Source organism: Nostoc sp., from assembly GCF_036917555.1.
Taxonomy (GTDB): Bacteria; Cyanobacteriota; Cyanobacteriia; order Cyanobacteriales; family Nostocaceae; genus Nostoc.
This window is the reverse complement of record NZ_JBALDD010000023.1, coordinates 39677-55854: the sequence shown is the minus strand read 5'-3', so window position 1 is coordinate 55854 and position 16178 is coordinate 39677. Positions and strand designations below refer to the sequence as shown.

The following is a 16178-nucleotide window of genomic DNA, read 5'->3' as shown; positions in this document are numbered from 1 at the left end:
CAGGAGGCAGTGTTTCGACTACGCTCAACAACCAAGCAGGTGGTCACTGAGCGACTTGCCCTGAGCGAAGTCGAAGGGAGTCGAAGGGAGTCCAAAGGAGTCGAAGTGAGGCAGCAGGCAGCAGGCACGAAGGACGACGGACGATTTCTGCTGTTGTAAAAAGCTGTAGTAATGAAAATGACAACTGACATGGCTGCCGCACTTGCTGATATAGCTCCCGCATTTGTTGATATGGCTCCCGCATTTGCTGATATGGCTGCCGCACTTGTTGATATAGCTCCCGTACTTGCTGATATGGCTCCCGCATTTGTTGATATGGCTCCCGCATTTGTTGATATGGCTCCCGCATTTGTTGATATGGCTCCCGCACTTGTTGATATAGCTCCCGCACTTGCTGATATAGCTCCCGTACTTGCTGATATAGCTCCTGCACTTGTTGATACGGTTCCCGTAATTGCTGACACCGCTAACGTTGTACCATTTCATAAAATACCTGATAGGTAAAGGGCGTACAACTCTATGCTTCTTCTACAGCCGATTTATAACCTAAATTCCTTGGCTTCTGCCAAAATCGGATTAATATCAAACCACGAACCATCCTCATTCCGGTATTCAAATACAAACATACTGCGGAGCAAAAGTTCGTATCTTTCATGACCTCTTAAGTTTTTGTCTTGCGCCACCTCACGCAGTAATTCCCATTCATCGGGGGTAATTGCCAAAGTTAGCTCATTGCGGCGTTGTTTAATCACCCTATCCACACACTCCCGCGACAAAGGTGGGTCTTCTTGCTGAAGACAGCGAAACAATAACATCAACAAGTTACGCAAATGACCACCGCTAACTTGGCAAAGTCGCTCTAAAGTATCAGGACTATCAAAAACCTCAGTAATTAAATTCTGACTTTGTTCCCAACTGACACCAGGAAAAGCCCTGGCCATAACCATCTGTTGCAGCAGTACAATTCCCTGTGAGAATTGCGAACCATCTTGTAATTCCACAGGAACCATCGGCAAAACCTTGGGGTCTACGCCAAAGCGATTTGTTAACCTTCCTAAAGCGTTGGAAAAAATCAACACTAACGGAATGGTATAAACAACATGACAATTTAGCTGGTTTAACTGTTCGCCCCGTTCTACAAAGAGATATTCTGGCTGATAATGACCGGAAGGTTTTTGAGAATTATCCACTCTGTCAAGATTATCTATAATTACCACCAGTCCTTTTTTATCCTGCTGCTTAAGTTTTTCTCTAGCAGGCTTGAGCAATTCCTTGTTAATTGATTCTAAAATGCCGTTGGTGCGCGGTTCTAAATATTGCCGTAACTGACCGCGAAGTTTGGGACTATCTTTAGTTTTGGCGGTAATCTTGGCAATACCTACAGATAATTCAGCCTCAACGCCTATATCTAGCGGCGTTTGCAAAAACTCAGAAATTTCCGTAAACAGATTTTTAAAGTATCCTGGCTTGAGGTTAATTTTGATTGCTTCCAAACTTTGACTAACCTCACGAGCTACTGCTAATAAAATATCTGTAACATCAATATCAGCCATATCCAGGCTTTGGCTAGACTCGAAATAAACCACATGAAATCCCTGCTGCTCTAACTCTGCCTTTAGCCGCAGTAATTCAGTGGATTTGCCACAACCGATATGTCCGGTAAACAATTGACAAGTGGGTTGCTCAGGTGAAAGGCGGGTGATAGTTCGCCCAAGTTCTTCAATAATCTTGGCACCACGCACTTTAGAGAAATCAATATAATATTGTCTATCCTCCGGTTTGCTCACGACCAGAGTTTTACTGGGGTTGCAAGCTTGAAAAAACCTGACTAAATCTAGTTTCATCACAAATTACCCGAAATCAGCCTGACACTCTTGCCTATTTCAGTGATTATACAGACGATAAAGCGGTTATTTCGGAAAAAACTTCTTCAGATTGAGTGATTATTTTTGTCTGTTTAATTAAACAGAATTCAGATGAACCCCACCCCCAACCCCTCCTCACAAGCGAGGCTACGGCGTATACACAAGTCTGAAATAGCTGATTAACCTTTCCAACGTTCGGGTGGTTGAAGATTTTCCGGTAGGATGGTTGTGCGATCGCTTTTTGCCTCTTCAATCTGCTGTTGTTCTAGATTTTCGGCTCCCCAGAGGTCTGTCCCTTGCAAATTGGCTCCCCAGAGCTTTGCCCCTTGCAGATTAGCTCCCCAGAGCTTTGCCCCTTGCAGATTGGCTTCCGTGAGTTCTGTCCCTTGCAGATTAGCTTCCAAAAGGACTGCCTTTTGCAGATTGGCTTCCCAAAGGAATGCCCCTTGAAGATTAGCTTTCCTGAGGTCTGCCCCTTGAAGATTAGCTTCCCAAAGGACTGCCCCTTGAAGATTAGCTTTCCTGAGGTCTGCCCCTTGCAGATTAGCTTTCCTGAGGTCTGCCCCTTGCAGATTGGCTTCCCTGAGGTCTGCCCCTTGAAGATTAGCTTCCCTGAAGTCTGCCCCTTGCAGATTAGCTCCCTTGAGTTGTGTTCTCTTAATATTGATATTATCTAAGTTCAATCTCTGATTTTCCAGGTCATTCTTACAATTGCGTCGTCCGATAACGGTAAGGGCTGCTTGAATATCGGTGCAAATTTTTGGTGATTCCTGCTCGTCGTCTTTTTTCAAAGGCGCATTTTCTCGCACAAAAGCTGTGAGGACTTCCATGATTGTCCAGTGATCATCTTTGGAATCTTTAGCGATTCGTTCTAAAGTATAAATTGCCCCTAATCGCACTTCAATCTTTTCATTTCCAAGCTGTTCAATTGCCTTAGCAAAGCGCTCTGTGATTTGCTTGTCTTGTGCAGCTTTAGCATTTTGGAGTGCAGCTTTAGCACTCTCATTTGCAGCTTCAGCACTTTTATCCATAGCTTCTGCACGTTTAGCTGCATAGAACGCATTAATGAATACAGCAATTCCAACAAAAATTGTTCCAGTAGTTGTTAAAGATTTAATTCCATAATCTAACCTTTGCTCTGTTGATAAACCTTCAACATTCACAAAAGCTAAAAAAACAATAAATAAGCAAAGAATAAATATAAATGGTAGAACTATTAACCAATTTCTCAGAGGGTCTGTCTTATTATCAGACATAGCTTTAGTCTTCCTCATCTCCAGAATTGTTACGGAGATTTTTTGTCAAAACTATAGTACTAAATGAAAACGGTAGAATACGCCCAAATAACTAATGATGCTGTGATAACTTAACTTAACCCGATTGCCGCCAATGTGTCGGTGCTTCGATATAATCAGGTAGGCGAGTGGTGCGATCGCCAAGTGCCTCTCTAATCTGCTCCATCTCTAAGTTTTTCGCTCCTGTCAAAATAGTCCCTTCCAGTTTGACATCACTGAGATTAGCTTCTGAAAAGTTAGCTCCCATGAGATTTGCCTGAGTTAGGTTAGCTTGATAAAAGGTTGCCCTATACAGGTTTGCTCCAATCAAATTAGCCTGATACAGGTCAGCTTCCGTTAAGCTAGCTTCCGAAAGGTTGGCAAAATAGACTTCTGTTTGGTGGAGTTTGGCTGCATTCAAATTAGCCCCAGAAAGGTTAGCTCCATTCAAGTTAGCCCCACAGAGATTAGCACCAATCAAACCTGTTTGCTGTAGGTTGGCTTTACCCAATTTTGCTCCTTGCAAGTTAGCTAAAAACAACTTTGCTCCAGAGAGGTTAGCGACTTTTAAGGTCGCTTGTTGCAAGTTAGCTTTATAAAGGTTTGCCCCTTGTAAATTAGCTGCACGCAGACTTGCACCAGAGAGATTGGCTGAACGCAGGTTTGCTCCAGAGAGGTTAGTACGATTCAGGTTAGCCCAACAAAGGTTGGCTCCATATAAACTAGCTTTTAGTAATTTTGTTTCATAAAGAATCGACCTAATGAGTTTAGTGCCACTAAGGTCTGCTCCACTCAAGTCAGCCCCACGCAGGTCAGCCCCACTCAAATCAGCCCCACGCAGATCTGCTTGTTGCAGGTTAGTTTTTAGCAGGTCTGCTTGTCTAATGTCGGTGTTACGTAAATCAAGTTTCTGATCTTTTGGGTCTTCGAGTAAATTACGCCTACCGATAACAGTCAGGGCTGCTTGAATATCGGTGCATATTTTTGGGAATTCTTCATGGAGATTTTGCTCCAACTGCGGTGTCGGACGCGACCCACCTCTACGCCTGCTTGAGTAAATTGCTCCTTGATATTCCGGCTGTTGTTGCTCCCCTTTTACCTGCTGGATGGGTGCATTCTCGCGCACAAAGGCAGTGAGAATTTCCATAATTGTCCAGTGTTCTTGAGGAAAATCCTGAGCAACCCTTTCTAAAGCATAAATTGCGCCTGTCCGGGTTTCAACCTTTTCATGGCCAAGCTGGGCAATTGCGCCCATAAAGCGCTCTGCAATTAATCTGTCTTGATTGAGTTTGGCATTTTGCAGGCCAATTTCTAAGTTTTTCTCAGATGCGATCGCACTCTTCTGCATCGCTTGGGCACGCCTTGCTGCATAATAAGTATTAAACATTGCTGCCGATGCAAGAAAAACTATTGCAGTAGTTGTTAAAGCTTGGTTTCTATACTGAATTTTTTCTTGAATTGACAATTCTTTAATACTGGACAAGACAAAGAAAATTACAGTCAACGAGCAGCCAAATATAACTGTTAAAGTTATCAACCAATTCAAAAGAGCGTCTGTCTTTTTAGAAGACATGGTAAAAATTTTCCTTACAACCTAGAATTATTACTTAGCTGTTGAGGAAAAATAGTATAGCATTTAGCAGAAAATTATAATAGGTGTCAAAACACTCATTGAACTAGGCAATGATATCGAATATAATTTTACGTCACGACACAAAGAAACGCTTGCGGTACTAGAATTACGAATTAGGCTGGCAGTAAGGAATGAGGAGAGACGCGATTAATCGTGTCTCTACTAGAGAGTAGGGAAAAAAATTTTCATTGACTTGCATTCTACCCCTTAATCCCGTCCCTTTAGTAAGGGTAGGGAAGACAAAGCGTGGTTTTACTGGGGTGGAGTTTTTAGCGTTTAAAAAGCAATCAAGCGGATATGATATTACTCAGAGAATTTGGTTTCTCTGAGGTTTGCGCCATCGAGTATGGTGTCATAGAGAATTGCCCCATCTAAGCTAGCTAGATATAAACTGGCACGATGCAGGTTAGCTCCAGAAAGGTTAGCTTCAGAAAGGTTAGCTGCACTGAGGATTGCTCCTTCTAAGTTTGCCAGATATAAATTAGCTCCTTCTAGGTTAGCTGCACTAAGTATTGCCCCCGCTAGATTAGCTTCTCTGAGATTGGCCCCAGCTAGATTAGCTTGATAAAGATTTATCTGTTGTAGATTTGCCCCTTTCAAGTTTGCTCCTTTCATATCTGTGAAGCTCAAATCAAGTTGCTCATTTACTGGGTCTTCGTTTGCATCTCTTCTAGCGATAACAGTCAGCGCGGCTTGAATATCTAAACGAATTTTTGTTGACAGGTTGCTCGTTAGTTTCTCTTGGGATGTATAAGGAGCATTTTTTCGTACAAAAGTTGTAAGAATATCTATGATTATCCAGTGGTACTGTGGATAACTATAGGCAATTTGCTCTAAATCATTAATTACAGCTACACTGGTTTCTATAGTATTATTTTCAAGCTGTTCACTTGCTATTCTGAAGCGTCGTTTTAGCACCTGATGCTGATTTTGTTTAACTGGTTCCTGGAAAATAGGTATCTGCAGGAATATTTTTGATAGCTGGATGGAAGTTTTTGATAAAATATTTTTCATGGCATTAAAAGCATTAATAATTAATTTAAATAAATTTCAATATCTACTTTTTATGGAATAAAATTTTTGCGTCTGCTATTTTTTAATACATAGTTAGTACTGAAAGCTCCTCATGTAACCAACAAAATCGAAAATTATATTTTTGAGTAAGTAGATATAAGCATACATACTCTTGCCATTTCCAATAATCAGTTATACTCACTAGTCTTTAGTCTTCACTGACAATTAACTCTCGTCATGATAATTTTGATTTATTTATAATCATTGATTAACTAAAAATGACTATTAAAGTTCAGCAAAATATACAACCAATAGCTAAAAATATAGTGTTAATTGGTGGCGGTCACAGCCATGCTATTGTTATGAAAATGTTCGGCATCAAACCGTTAACAGGAGTACGTTTGACACTGATTACCACAGCATCAGAGACAGCCTACTCTGGGATGTTACCAGGACATATTGCCGGATTTTACAGCCACAATGAATGCCATATTGACTTGCGACCCTTGGCGAACTTTGCTCAAGTACAATTGTATATTGACACAGTAGTTGCCCTTGACTTAAAAAACAACAAAGTTCTTTGTGCTAACGGACTTGTGGTAGATTTTGATATGCTGTCTATTGATATTGGCAGCACTCCGGCCATACTGTCTGTATCAGGTGCGGCAGAATATGCGATCGCAGCTAAACCAGTATCGCAGCTATTAGAGCATTGGTATGAACTAATTGAAGCTGTAAATAGAAATCCTCAAGAACCAATTAGGATTGCGATCGTAGGTGGAGGCGCTGGCGGTGTAGAATTAGCGCTATCGATGCAATCTCGTTTACATCGGATTTTGCATGAAACTCAACAACCTATTCAAAACCTAGAAATTCATTTATTCCAGCGTGGACAAGAACTGATGCCCAATTATCATCAATCAGTGCAGCATCAACTTCAGCAAATTTTAACTGACCGAGATATTAAGTTACATATTGGGGAAACTGTGTGTAAAATTGCACCTAAAAACCTCACCCCTAACCTCTCTCCGCAAGCAGAGAGGGGAAATAAAGAAGTATTTGAAATTAAATGTGAATCTGGTTTGACAGTAGAGTGCAATAAAATTTTTTGGGTAACACAAGCTTCAGCACCCGAATGGTTAAAAACTGCTGGATTAGTAACTAATAAGCAAGGTTTTATTTTGGTAGAAGACACGTTGCAATCTCAAACGCACCCGCAGATATTTGCATCTGGTGACATTGCCACAATGGTAAATCATCCCCGTCCAAAAGCTGGGGTATTTGCTGTTAGGCAAGGCAAACCTTTATTTGAGAATTTGCAGCGAATTTTATTAGGTAAGTCACTCAAACCTTATAGACCACAGAAACAATATTTGAGTTTAATTGGTACAGGAGACAAACGAGCGATTGCAACCAGAAGCACTTTTACCTTACCACCCCACAAACTCTTGTGGCGTTACAAAGATTGGATTGACCGCCGTTTCATGGAAGGCTTCCGCAACTTCTGATGGCATGGCACAGGTAAAATAGTGCAAGCATGTGTTAATAACACCAACCCAAATATTATCCATCTGTAAAATTTCAATCTCAGTAGACTAAGTTCTAATTCTCTATATAAATTAGGAACATTTAGTGCAGATTCCGATTAATATATTTAATATTGTTGATGGCTAAAAGATTAGCTAAAACCATCAACCCCCTCATGTGACTGGCGATTTAAGTAGAAAAAACTACTAGGGAGCATGTGGAAATCTTATGCCAAACGCCTGGGCAGCCACTTTGATGTAAGGCAATATGTGTCTTTAGAGGAACTGCTTATGGTTAGCGATAGCAAACAACTCTGTCTCCAACACGTCAGCATAGCTGAGGTTCCATCCCTTTACCAAATCTTGGTGGCTTGCGGTCTTGATATGAAAGACCGCTTCGGTTTAAGTCACTGGATGCCACCAAATTATCCGCTTGAGCAAATGCTCCAGGATGCTATGGAGCAAGAGGTCTACGCCGTCACAGTCGGCGAGAACCTAGTTGGTACCTTCACACTTGAGATGATGACAACAGCTCCATTGAGCTACATCAAGTATGGAAACATTCTTTGGCAGATATCAGATATTCCGGCAGTATACGTACATAAACTAGCGATACTTCCATCAAAGCAAGGCAAAGGACTAGGAACGTGGTGTATGCAAGCTATTGAGAAGCTTACCATTGAGCGCGGTTACTCTGCTGTACGCTTGGATGGAGTGAAGACACACCCAAAGCTGTTGTCTTTCTATAAAAGCCGAGGATATCAACAAGTGGGAGAACTAATTTACAACTCAGATGTGTGGGTTGATGCAATTGTCTTCGAGAAAGTTTTAGTATTTCTATAGAAGTCAATTCTACAATTTCTGTTCATACTGCATTTACAGCCGTTTTAACTTTAGTAGACTCTACCGTACTATTTCAAATACCCTCCTAAACAATGTCAAAGTACTACTGGCATGAACTCACAACGGTTGATTTCGGAAATCTCGATAGTAGTAATATAGCTATCCTGCCGATAGGTGCGATTGAACAGCACGGGCCACATTTGCCAGTTTGGACTGATACACGTATCGTCAACGGAATAATCGAGTGCTTCTTGACCGAAGGCACTGATTCAGCTAATGTACTAGTTCTCCCAACGCAGACTATTGGTCAAAGCCTGGAACATCTGGATTTTCCAGGCTCTTTGGCGCTTTCTCCTGATATACTTCTGGAAATTTTCAAACAACTCACAGCAAACCTCACAGCAGTTGGTATCCGGCGGCTCTTAATTCTAAACTCTCATGGCGGCAATCAATCCGTCATTAGCGAAGCAATTCTAGCGCTACGCCGCCGCTATAGTATGCTGGCAGTTGCAACAAGTTGGTTTGCCCTTGGTGTTCCTAAAGGTATTTTCAATGACTATGAGATGAGTCTTGGTTTGCACGCAGGTGCTATCGAAACATCACTAATGCTGCATCTCGAACCGGATTTGGTCAGGCGGGATCAGATGAAGCAAGCAAAACTGAAACCCTTTGTCCTAGAGTCAAAAGATTCGCTTCTGAGTCCGTTCGGGCCAGCAAACTTCGGCTGGTTGAGCCAGGATATCTGTGAAACTGGTGCTTGGGGCGACGCAACCATCGCCACTGCTCAAAAAGGTGAACAAATTCTTAAACACATTGTAGGTCGTCTCAGTGAGTTGGTTGAACAAATTGCTCAGTTTGATTTAAGCCATCTCCAACCCGCTGCCGTTGATCCACTACAGCAAGGATGATCTTTCACCTTATCGATTTTACCGATACATTCTATCTTTATTGAAGCTGTTCAATTAGCTCAACAATTTGTTGATAATACTGGATATTCCCTTCTTGGTAATATAAGTCTGCAGATTTCTGGAAATCGGCAATTGCTCCTTGAGAGTCTCCTAGATTGCGGTAGACATCTGCCCGAAGGATATAAGCTGAAGCCCAATTAGGCTGATGCTGTAAGGCTTGGTTTAAGTCTGCAAGCGCTCCTTGTAAGTCTCCCAACAGAGAACGGCTACGACCCCGATTGTACCAGTCTTCAGCATAGCTGGGGTCGATCGCGATCGCTCGACTGTAATCTTCTATTGCCCCTTGATAATCTTCTAAGGCATAGCGAGCATTAGCGCGATCGCTGTAAAATGCAGCAGATTGGGGATTGATTTGCAAAGCTTGGGTGTAATCTGCGATCGCACTTTCATAAGCTTCTAAAGCATAGTAGGTAGAACCTCGGTTGTAATATGCTTCAATTAAATCAGGATTAATTTTTAATGCTTGATTATAATCTGCGATCGCTCCTTGTTCATCTCCTAAAAGACGACGAGCATTTCCCCGATTGCAATACGCTTGGGAAAATTCAGGAACAAGCTCTATGGCTTGAGTATTATCATCAATTGCTCCCTGTAAATCTTGCAGAGCTTCACGGGCAATACTCCGACCATAATAAGCTGCGGCTAAGTTATCATTAATTTGCAATGCTCGATCGTAATCTTTAATTGCTCCTTTATGATCTCCTACAGAACGACGAGCCGCCGCGCGATCGCAATATCCTTCTGCTAAATTAGGATTGAGTTGTAACAGGCGATTACTATCTTCAATTGCACCTTGATAGTCTCCCAATCGCCGACGAGCATTTGCCCGAAATCCGTATACTAAAGCTAGAGTCGGATTTTCTTGTAATGCTTGGTCATAATCTGCGATCGCACCCTGATAGTCTTCAAGAGTACTACGAACCAGACCTCGCTCACAATAAGCTTGCACATCATCAGGATTCAGCTTTAATGCTTGGTTAAAGTCTTCAATTGCTCCGTGATAGTTTTTGAGGTGAGCAAGCACCAGACCCCGATTATAGTACGCTCCGGCAAAGCTGGGATTGATTTCTAGGGCGTGGTTGTAATCTGCGATTGCACTTTGATAATCTGCTAAAGCGTAGTGAGCATTACCTCGATTATGATAAGCCTCCGCCAAGTTAGGATCTAATTGTAATGCCTGGTTATGGTCAGCGATCGCTTCCTGATAATTTCCTAAAATCTGGTGAATATTGCCGCGATTGCTGTAAGCTGCGGCAAAATGGGGATGCCATTGTAAAGCTTGCTGAAAATCTGCGAGCGCTTCTTGACGATCGCCACGTTCAAAACGAGTTACACCCCGATTATGATAAGCGTTGGCAATATCAATATTGATATTATCAGCTAATTGGGTACTCATTTCTATTGTTTGGATATAATCTGCGATCGCTTTGTCGTAGTTTTCCAAAGCAAAGTAGGCATTTCCGCGGCTGTGGTAAGATTGCGCCAGATTAGGATCTAATTGTAATGCTACGTTATGATCTGCAATCGCACCTTGATAATCGGCTAAAAAGTAACGAGCATTAGCGCAGTTGTAATAGGCTGTGGCAAAATTGGGATTTATTTCGATGGCGCGATTGAAGTTGGCGATCGCACTGCGATAATCTTTGAGTTGACCACTTAAAATCAGCCCTCGATTATGGTAAGCTTCGGCATAGTCAGGATTTAGCTTGATTGCTTGGGTGTAAGCTGCGATCGCGGCTTGATAGTCTCCTTGCAAATTATGCTTTAATCCTTGGTTGAAAAAATCTTCAGAATTCATATAATTTTTTAGCTTTTGACATTCTCTAGCCTAAAGCATTAGGATTCTTAACGATATGTTTTAAAAATCATTCCAACTACTATTGTGCCTGTTGCAAGGATTTATTTTTAATCTTGCGAACGGGTTTAATTTATTTGCAAGCAGATACTTTTGGACAAGCTGTAAACGAGTTAAGCTTGAAACGAATCATCACTATGTCGAGTTTGCCCAGAAGGTATTGGAATATCGTGGGATGCAGACACAGTATGGAATTAACGCTCCGTCCACACCCCCCATTAATGAAGATGGAAGTAATAATTGGGTGGGTATGGATGGGATGAGGGCGTATGGTATGCTCATGCAGTAAATAATTACTGTTAGCATTAGCCATGAATCCTGAAGCAGTTGAGCGCAGCTTTCTCACACCTCTAACTTTTATTCAACGTAATGCTAAAGTCTATAGTCATAAAGTTTCTATTATATATAATCAAAAACGCTTTACTTATAGGGAATTTGCAGAGCGGATAAATTGTCTAGCCTCAGCACTGCATCATGCTGGACTTGAAAAAGGCGATCGCGTCGCTTTTTTTTGTTTTAATACTCCACCCATGCTGGAAGCCCATTTTGCTGTGCCTTTAATAGGTGGTATTCTAGTATCTATTAATACTCGTTTATCTCCCCAAGAAGTTGCTTATATCTTAAATGATTGCGGTGCTAAATTTCTTTTTATTGATACAGAGTTAGCAAATATAATTCGACCTATTCAAAATAGTCTAAAAACTGTTAAATATATAATCAATATCAGCGATACTGAAGGATTTGAACCTATAAATGGAGAGGATTATGAAGCATTTCTCCAAACTGGTACCCCTACTCCTTTATCTTGGGGAATTACGGATGAAATGGATACGATTTCTATTAATTACACGAGTGGGACTTCTGGTAAACCCAAAGGTGTAATGTATTCTCATCGCGGTGCATATATTAACTCTTTAGGAGAAATAATTGAAACAACACTAACACCTAACTCAGTTTATTTATGGACTCTGCCTATGTTTCACTGCAATGGTTGGTGTTTTACTTGGGCGGTAACTGCTATCGGTGGTACTCATATTTGTTTGCGTAAGTTTAACCCTGCTAATATTTGGAAGTTAATTCAACAACTTGGAGTAACTCATTTAAATGCTGCACCTGTAGTTTTAAGTTCTCTCCTCAATCATCCAGACTGTCCGCAATTATTGGCAAAACCTTTAACTATTACTACAGCAGGCGCACCACCTTCACCTACATTGATTGAAAAACTTACTAACATTGGCGCAAAAATTATTCACGTTTATGGTTTAACAGAAGTTTATGGCCCATATAGTGTTTGTGAATATCAATCAGATTGGAATAATTTAAATATTGAAAAACAAGCAAAACTTATGGCACGCCAAGGCGTACCTTATATCGGTGCAGATGGTTTGCGAGTTGTAGATCAAAATATGAGTGATGTCCCGGCGGACGGTGAAACAATGGGGGAAGTGGTGATGCGGGGAAATATGGTGATGAAAGGTTATTATAATGACCCAGAAGCAACCGAAAGGGTATTTAGAGGAGGATGGTTTCATAGCGGTGATTTAGCAGTAATGCACCCTGACGGTTATATTGAGGTGCGCGATCGCATCAAAGATATCATCATTACAAATGGGGAAAATGTCTCTAGTATTGAAGTTGAACAATGTCTTTATCGCCATGAAGCCGTGTTAGAGTGTGCAGTTATTGCTGTACCTCATGCCAAGCGTGGTGAAGTGCCAAAAGCTTTTGTTACCCTCAAAGAAAACGCGCAAGTTACAGAACAAAAATTAATCCAATTCTGCCGCCATCAAATTGCTGCTTTTAAATGTCCTACGACGATTGAATTTACTACTCTCCCAAAAACTAGCACTGGTAAAATTCAAAAATATCTGTTACGAGAGAAAGAATGGATAGGTTATGAAAAGAGGATTTATGGCAGTTAGTTGCGATATCGAAATTTACTGCCAAGTTTACCAGTTTATTGCCCCTGATATTGCTATATCTTTGATAACGGAGAAGTAGCCATAGACATCATATAGTTTGCCTTTACAGACTTAGTTTGTGTAATTTCAAATTTACACTCTGAAGAATAATCAGGAAACTCGTAACCAACACTCTTAACATGAGCCAACATCAACTCATCTCGTTGATACCAAACAGCAAATATTTTTTCCCTGCCATCATATAGCGTTTCTAGGTCAATTTGATAAACATCATTTACTCGCTTTAGCTTCAAACCCAACAAATTTAATAGTCGGCTGAGTATTTTTATTGCCGAAACCTGCTTTTTCTCTCCAATTAAATTAATACCAAGCGCTCTTTTAATATGCTTACTATGCTGGAAAACAATATTTTTTAACAATATCAAATCTTGATCGTTCTCATTAAATTTGCGTTTTTTTTCAAGAAACTGAAGCATTCCTAAAGCTCTCATAGCTTCAACTTTGAGCGTATAAGTTTTTAAATCTGGGAGAAAAACTTTCCCTTCACCCCAAGACAATTGCTGATGCCATTCTTGCTCGTCTTTAACGTGAAAATACTCGCTTTCGTGAGTTAAATAATAGTGAATTAACAGTTGACCATAATATCCTTGTTCATCTTGCAATTTCAGCCAAGGAGTAATTTCTATATCATATCTTTGTTTAAGAACATATTTGTTAATTTGGTTACGTTCTCCATCCGTTAGGGAATGCTTAACTAACATCTGCTCATATTCTACATAATCGATATCTTTAGCATTAGCTACAGCTGTTGCTAACGATAGTTGATTTTGCTGCTTAATTTCTTTAATTTTGCGTTTAATTTCTTTAGCTTTTTGACGACTTTGTACCCAATCTTTTTGAACCTTAATAATTTCTAAAATTAACCTTTTGCGGGTAGCTAAATCACCTGCATCAGTTGCCAAAAAGGCCAAACGCAAATCTCGAATAATATTATTGTGAACTGCATTACTCCGTACCTGAATTTGATGCCCATCGGCAATCAAACCATCTTGCATCGATTGTCGGTAGAGGCGAATAGAAGCATTTACCCTTGCAGATAACTTTGCCCAAGTTCGTAAATGAATTGGGTCATAAACTAAGGGTAAATCCACATCTATTTTATGTAGGGGACTCAGCAAAGCTAAGTTTTCTTTTTGATTTTCTTGATACCAATCAGATAACAAGCGATAATTCGTACTTCCACTACCAATTAGACCAATACCTCGTTTAGCACACCAGACAACACGCGGTACATCATCCCTGACTCTTGCTAGCGCTTGTCTTGCTTCCGAGTCTGGAATTACCCCTTGGAAAATACCATAAACTCGGTCGAAATGTTGGACATCAATACTAATTCCCGTACCAAGACTAGGGGTAACAAAAACGCCATCATATTCAGATATTTTTTGATTAATCGCTGCAATAAAATCAACCGCTGCATGACCAGGTGTGTTTGTAGTGTGACTACTAACTACCAAAGTTTTAGGAAATTGTCGCCGTAATTTTTGTAGCCGCTCTTTCAGATAACGTTCAATTGTTTCACAACTATAACGCCCAGCGCGACTATCGGTAGTAACATAACATTTACGTCCAGCAAGTAAATCCAATTCTAGTTGGTGAATTAGGGGTGTTGGGTTTGGTGAATCATAAAAAGTAACGTCCCAACCTTGTTGAGGCTTCCACTGATTAAGAACTACCCAAGGTGTTAATTTAATTCCTGCCAATCCCTGTAAATATTCCAGTGAAACATCTGACAAATCAGCATCTTGGGCAATTACTAAACCCCCGCTTGTTAAAACTGTCGCAATGAGTTGCTGAAATAACTTTAATATTTTTACCCGTTTGTGCTTACAAGTATTACTATTTAACAGATGCCATAAAGATTGTTCTACTTCATCTAAAATTACTATTGCCCCTCGCCAATTTTCCGGGTTAAGTTTCCAAATCGAGTCAACGCATAAACCGAGGGATTGCTGAGGAAATAGAGAGCGCAGGATGGGAGGAGCAGGAGTAAGTGTTTTATCAATCCTTTTTTCTCCATCTTCTTTATGTGTTCCCCATTGAATACCAATTTTTTCACACAAAAATCGTCCAAGTAGGATTCTGTGAGTAATTAATAAAACGGGTTGGTTTCTACTTTTTGCTTGTTGAACAACGCCTTGCAATGCCGTAGTTTTCCCCGTTCCTTTCGCTGATTTTACTCCTACTAATCCAGAGGTGGGGAAAGGTATTTCACCTATATAAGGACGGTTGAAGGTAAGTGTAGCAGGAATGCTTAACTCTGTATGGGGTTTAGTTTGAGCAAGATAAATTTCTAAATCAACACTTTGTCGATAAATTTTATCGAAACTACTTGCACCCTTAGCAACAATAAACTCATCAACCCCTTTTTCTATTCCTGGAAGTTCGATGACTTTTACAGGGCAATTTTTTTGTTTGAATAAACAACCAAGTTGAGAAATAGCATTATTAACAGCAGCAATTGTCTTGGGTTGAGTTTCAAAATCAAAGCAAATGTAAAAGCTGCGCTTTGTAATCGCAAACGCAGCTAAATCAGGAATTAGCTGACGACGGGTAACTTTACCAAATTCATCTTTCACAACCCGATAACCACTGGTAATTCCGGGAATGGCAATAGCTACATATCCTTGCGTCAACAATGTGGCTGCTTTCTTTACACCCTCGCAGATGATAAGGGGGATATTCTGTTGCATCACCCATTGCCAAAAGCCTCCAGCCTCACCATCAGGAGTAATGGTGATATTATCAGGCATGATCAGATTGTAACACCCAGCGACTTGCTGCCATACTTGCAACGTTACCCGCAAACAAAACACTCGCGTTGGTGTGCTGGGAGGATGCTCGTACTTGATGGATTTGCCATTGTGATTTTGTCGGGGTTGGTTTGGCTTAAAGCATCCCCATTCCATCATTTGCCAATTATTCAGAGGGTCTAGTCCCGAACACCACCAACCACCTTCTGTGATGTGAGCGTAACGCTGCAACCAACTACTTTTCACCATTCCAGTATTGGTGCGGGGGAGTAGCTCAGAAATCAACAGGTACTCATAAGCTGTTACACCTTGGAGCGACCTAAAATTGAGATGCACTAAGTGTAAGTCTATACCACTACTCTTGACTAATTCTTCAAGGTGTTGGGGGTGTAAATAGTGCAGATGCATAGGGAAAGGCGTGAAGGGAAGACAATGAGATTAAAACAGTAACATGCATCTACTTTT

General features: G+C 40.8%; 11 protein-coding genes and 1 riboswitch. Of the genes, 4 read left to right on the top strand and 7 right to left on the bottom strand.

Features of this window, described 5'->3' with window-relative positions:
- Window positions 1-43: 43 nt before the first annotated feature.
- The 5 genes from V7K60_RS08845 to V7K60_RS08825 form a co-directional block, all read right to left on the bottom strand.
- The gene (locus V7K60_RS08845) at window positions 44-433 is read right to left on the bottom strand and encodes a hypothetical protein (protein WP_334924705.1); all 390 of its coding nucleotides are present in this window, start codon (window positions 431-433) and stop codon (window positions 44-46) included.
- 106 nt (window positions 434-539) lie between these two features.
- Window positions 540-1844 carry a P-loop NTPase fold protein gene (locus V7K60_RS08840; protein ID WP_334924703.1) on the bottom strand — a complete coding sequence of 435 codons (1305 nt, stop codon included), beginning with the start codon at window positions 1842-1844 and terminating at the stop codon, window positions 540-542.
- 200 nt (window positions 1845-2044) lie between these two features.
- Window positions 2045-3121 carry a pentapeptide repeat-containing protein gene (locus tag V7K60_RS08835; protein ID WP_334924701.1) on the bottom strand — a complete coding sequence of 359 codons (1077 nt, stop codon included), beginning with the start codon at window positions 3119-3121 and terminating at the stop codon, window positions 2045-2047.
- 115 nt (window positions 3122-3236) lie between these two features.
- On the bottom strand, window positions 3237-4712 hold the full coding sequence (locus V7K60_RS08830; protein WP_334924699.1) for a pentapeptide repeat-containing protein: 1476 nt from the start codon (window positions 4710-4712) through the stop codon (window positions 3237-3239).
- Window positions 4713-5075: 363 nt separating this feature from the next.
- Entirely contained in the window at window positions 5076-5786 is a 711-nt protein-coding gene (locus tag V7K60_RS08825) for a pentapeptide repeat-containing protein (RefSeq protein WP_334924697.1), read from the bottom strand.
- Window positions 5787-6064: 278 nt separating this feature from the next.
- Between V7K60_RS08825 and V7K60_RS08820 the strand changes: the two genes are divergently transcribed.
- From V7K60_RS08820 to V7K60_RS08810, 3 genes are all read left to right on the top strand, one after another.
- Window positions 6065-7294 (top strand): FAD-dependent oxidoreductase, encoded by a 1230-nt coding sequence (locus V7K60_RS08820; RefSeq protein ID WP_334924695.1) that lies wholly within the window; start codon window positions 6065-6067, stop codon window positions 7292-7294.
- Window positions 7295-7480: 186 nt separating this feature from the next.
- Window positions 7481-7565, top strand: a riboswitch (ZMP/ZTP riboswitch).
- Window positions 7566-7603: 38 nt separating this feature from the next.
- A complete protein-coding gene (locus V7K60_RS08815; RefSeq protein WP_334924693.1) occupies window positions 7604-8155 on the top strand; it encodes a GNAT family N-acetyltransferase in 552 nt (183 codons plus the stop codon).
- 92 nt (window positions 8156-8247) lie between these two features.
- The gene (locus V7K60_RS08810) at window positions 8248-9063 is read left to right on the top strand and encodes a creatininase family protein (RefSeq protein WP_334924692.1); all 816 of its coding nucleotides are present in this window, start codon (window positions 8248-8250) and stop codon (window positions 9061-9063) included.
- A 37-nt stretch (window positions 9064-9100) separates the two neighbouring features.
- Here V7K60_RS08810 and V7K60_RS08805 read toward each other — a convergent pair whose 3' ends face one another.
- Complete coding sequence (locus V7K60_RS08805; protein ID WP_334924691.1) at window positions 9101-10921, bottom strand: tetratricopeptide repeat protein; 1821 nt, start codon at window positions 10919-10921, stop codon at window positions 9101-9103.
- A gap of 368 nt (window positions 10922-11289) precedes the next feature.
- On the opposite strand from V7K60_RS08805, the gene V7K60_RS08800 reads away from it, so the two are divergent.
- Entirely contained in the window at window positions 11290-12900 is a 1611-nt protein-coding gene (locus tag V7K60_RS08800; RefSeq protein ID WP_334924689.1) for a long-chain-fatty-acid--CoA ligase, read from the top strand.
- 53 nt (window positions 12901-12953) lie between these two features.
- Here the strand turns inward: V7K60_RS08800 and V7K60_RS08795 are convergent, their stop codons facing one another.
- Window positions 12954-16121 (bottom strand): plasmid replication protein, CyRepA1 family, encoded by a 3168-nt coding sequence (locus tag V7K60_RS08795; protein WP_334924687.1) that lies wholly within the window; start codon window positions 16119-16121, stop codon window positions 12954-12956.
- Window positions 16122-16178: the final 57 nt, after the last annotated feature.

What these genes read in the sequence shown, in the direction of transcription:
- V7K60_RS08840 (WP_334924703.1), bottom strand. Translation starts at nt 1,844, where the DNA reads ATGAAACTAGATTTAGTCAGGTTTTTTCAAGCTTGCAACCCCAGTAAA.
- V7K60_RS08835 (WP_334924701.1), bottom strand. Translation starts at nt 3,121, where the DNA reads ATGTCTGATAATAAGACAGACCCTCTGAGAAATTGGTTAATAGTTCTA.
- V7K60_RS08830 (WP_334924699.1), bottom strand. Translation starts at nt 4,712, where the DNA reads ATGTCTTCTAAAAAGACAGACGCTCTTTTGAATTGGTTGATAACTTTA.
- V7K60_RS08825 (WP_334924697.1), bottom strand. Translation starts at nt 5,786, where the DNA reads ATGAAAAATATTTTATCAAAAACTTCCATCCAGCTATCAAAAATATTC.
- V7K60_RS08820 (WP_334924695.1), top strand. Translation starts at nt 6,065, where the DNA reads ATGACTATTAAAGTTCAGCAAAATATACAACCAATAGCTAAAAATATA.
- V7K60_RS08815 (WP_334924693.1), top strand. Translation starts at nt 7,604, where the DNA reads ATGGTTAGCGATAGCAAACAACTCTGTCTCCAACACGTCAGCATAGCT.
- V7K60_RS08810 (WP_334924692.1), top strand. Translation starts at nt 8,248, where the DNA reads ATGTCAAAGTACTACTGGCATGAACTCACAACGGTTGATTTCGGAAAT.
- V7K60_RS08805 (WP_334924691.1), bottom strand. Translation starts at nt 10,921, where the DNA reads ATGAATTCTGAAGATTTTTTCAACCAAGGATTAAAGCATAATTTGCAA.
- V7K60_RS08800 (WP_334924689.1), top strand. Translation starts at nt 11,290, where the DNA reads ATGAATCCTGAAGCAGTTGAGCGCAGCTTTCTCACACCTCTAACTTTT.
- V7K60_RS08795 (WP_334924687.1), bottom strand. Translation starts at nt 16,121, where the DNA reads ATGCATCTGCACTATTTACACCCCCAACACCTTGAAGAATTAGTCAAG.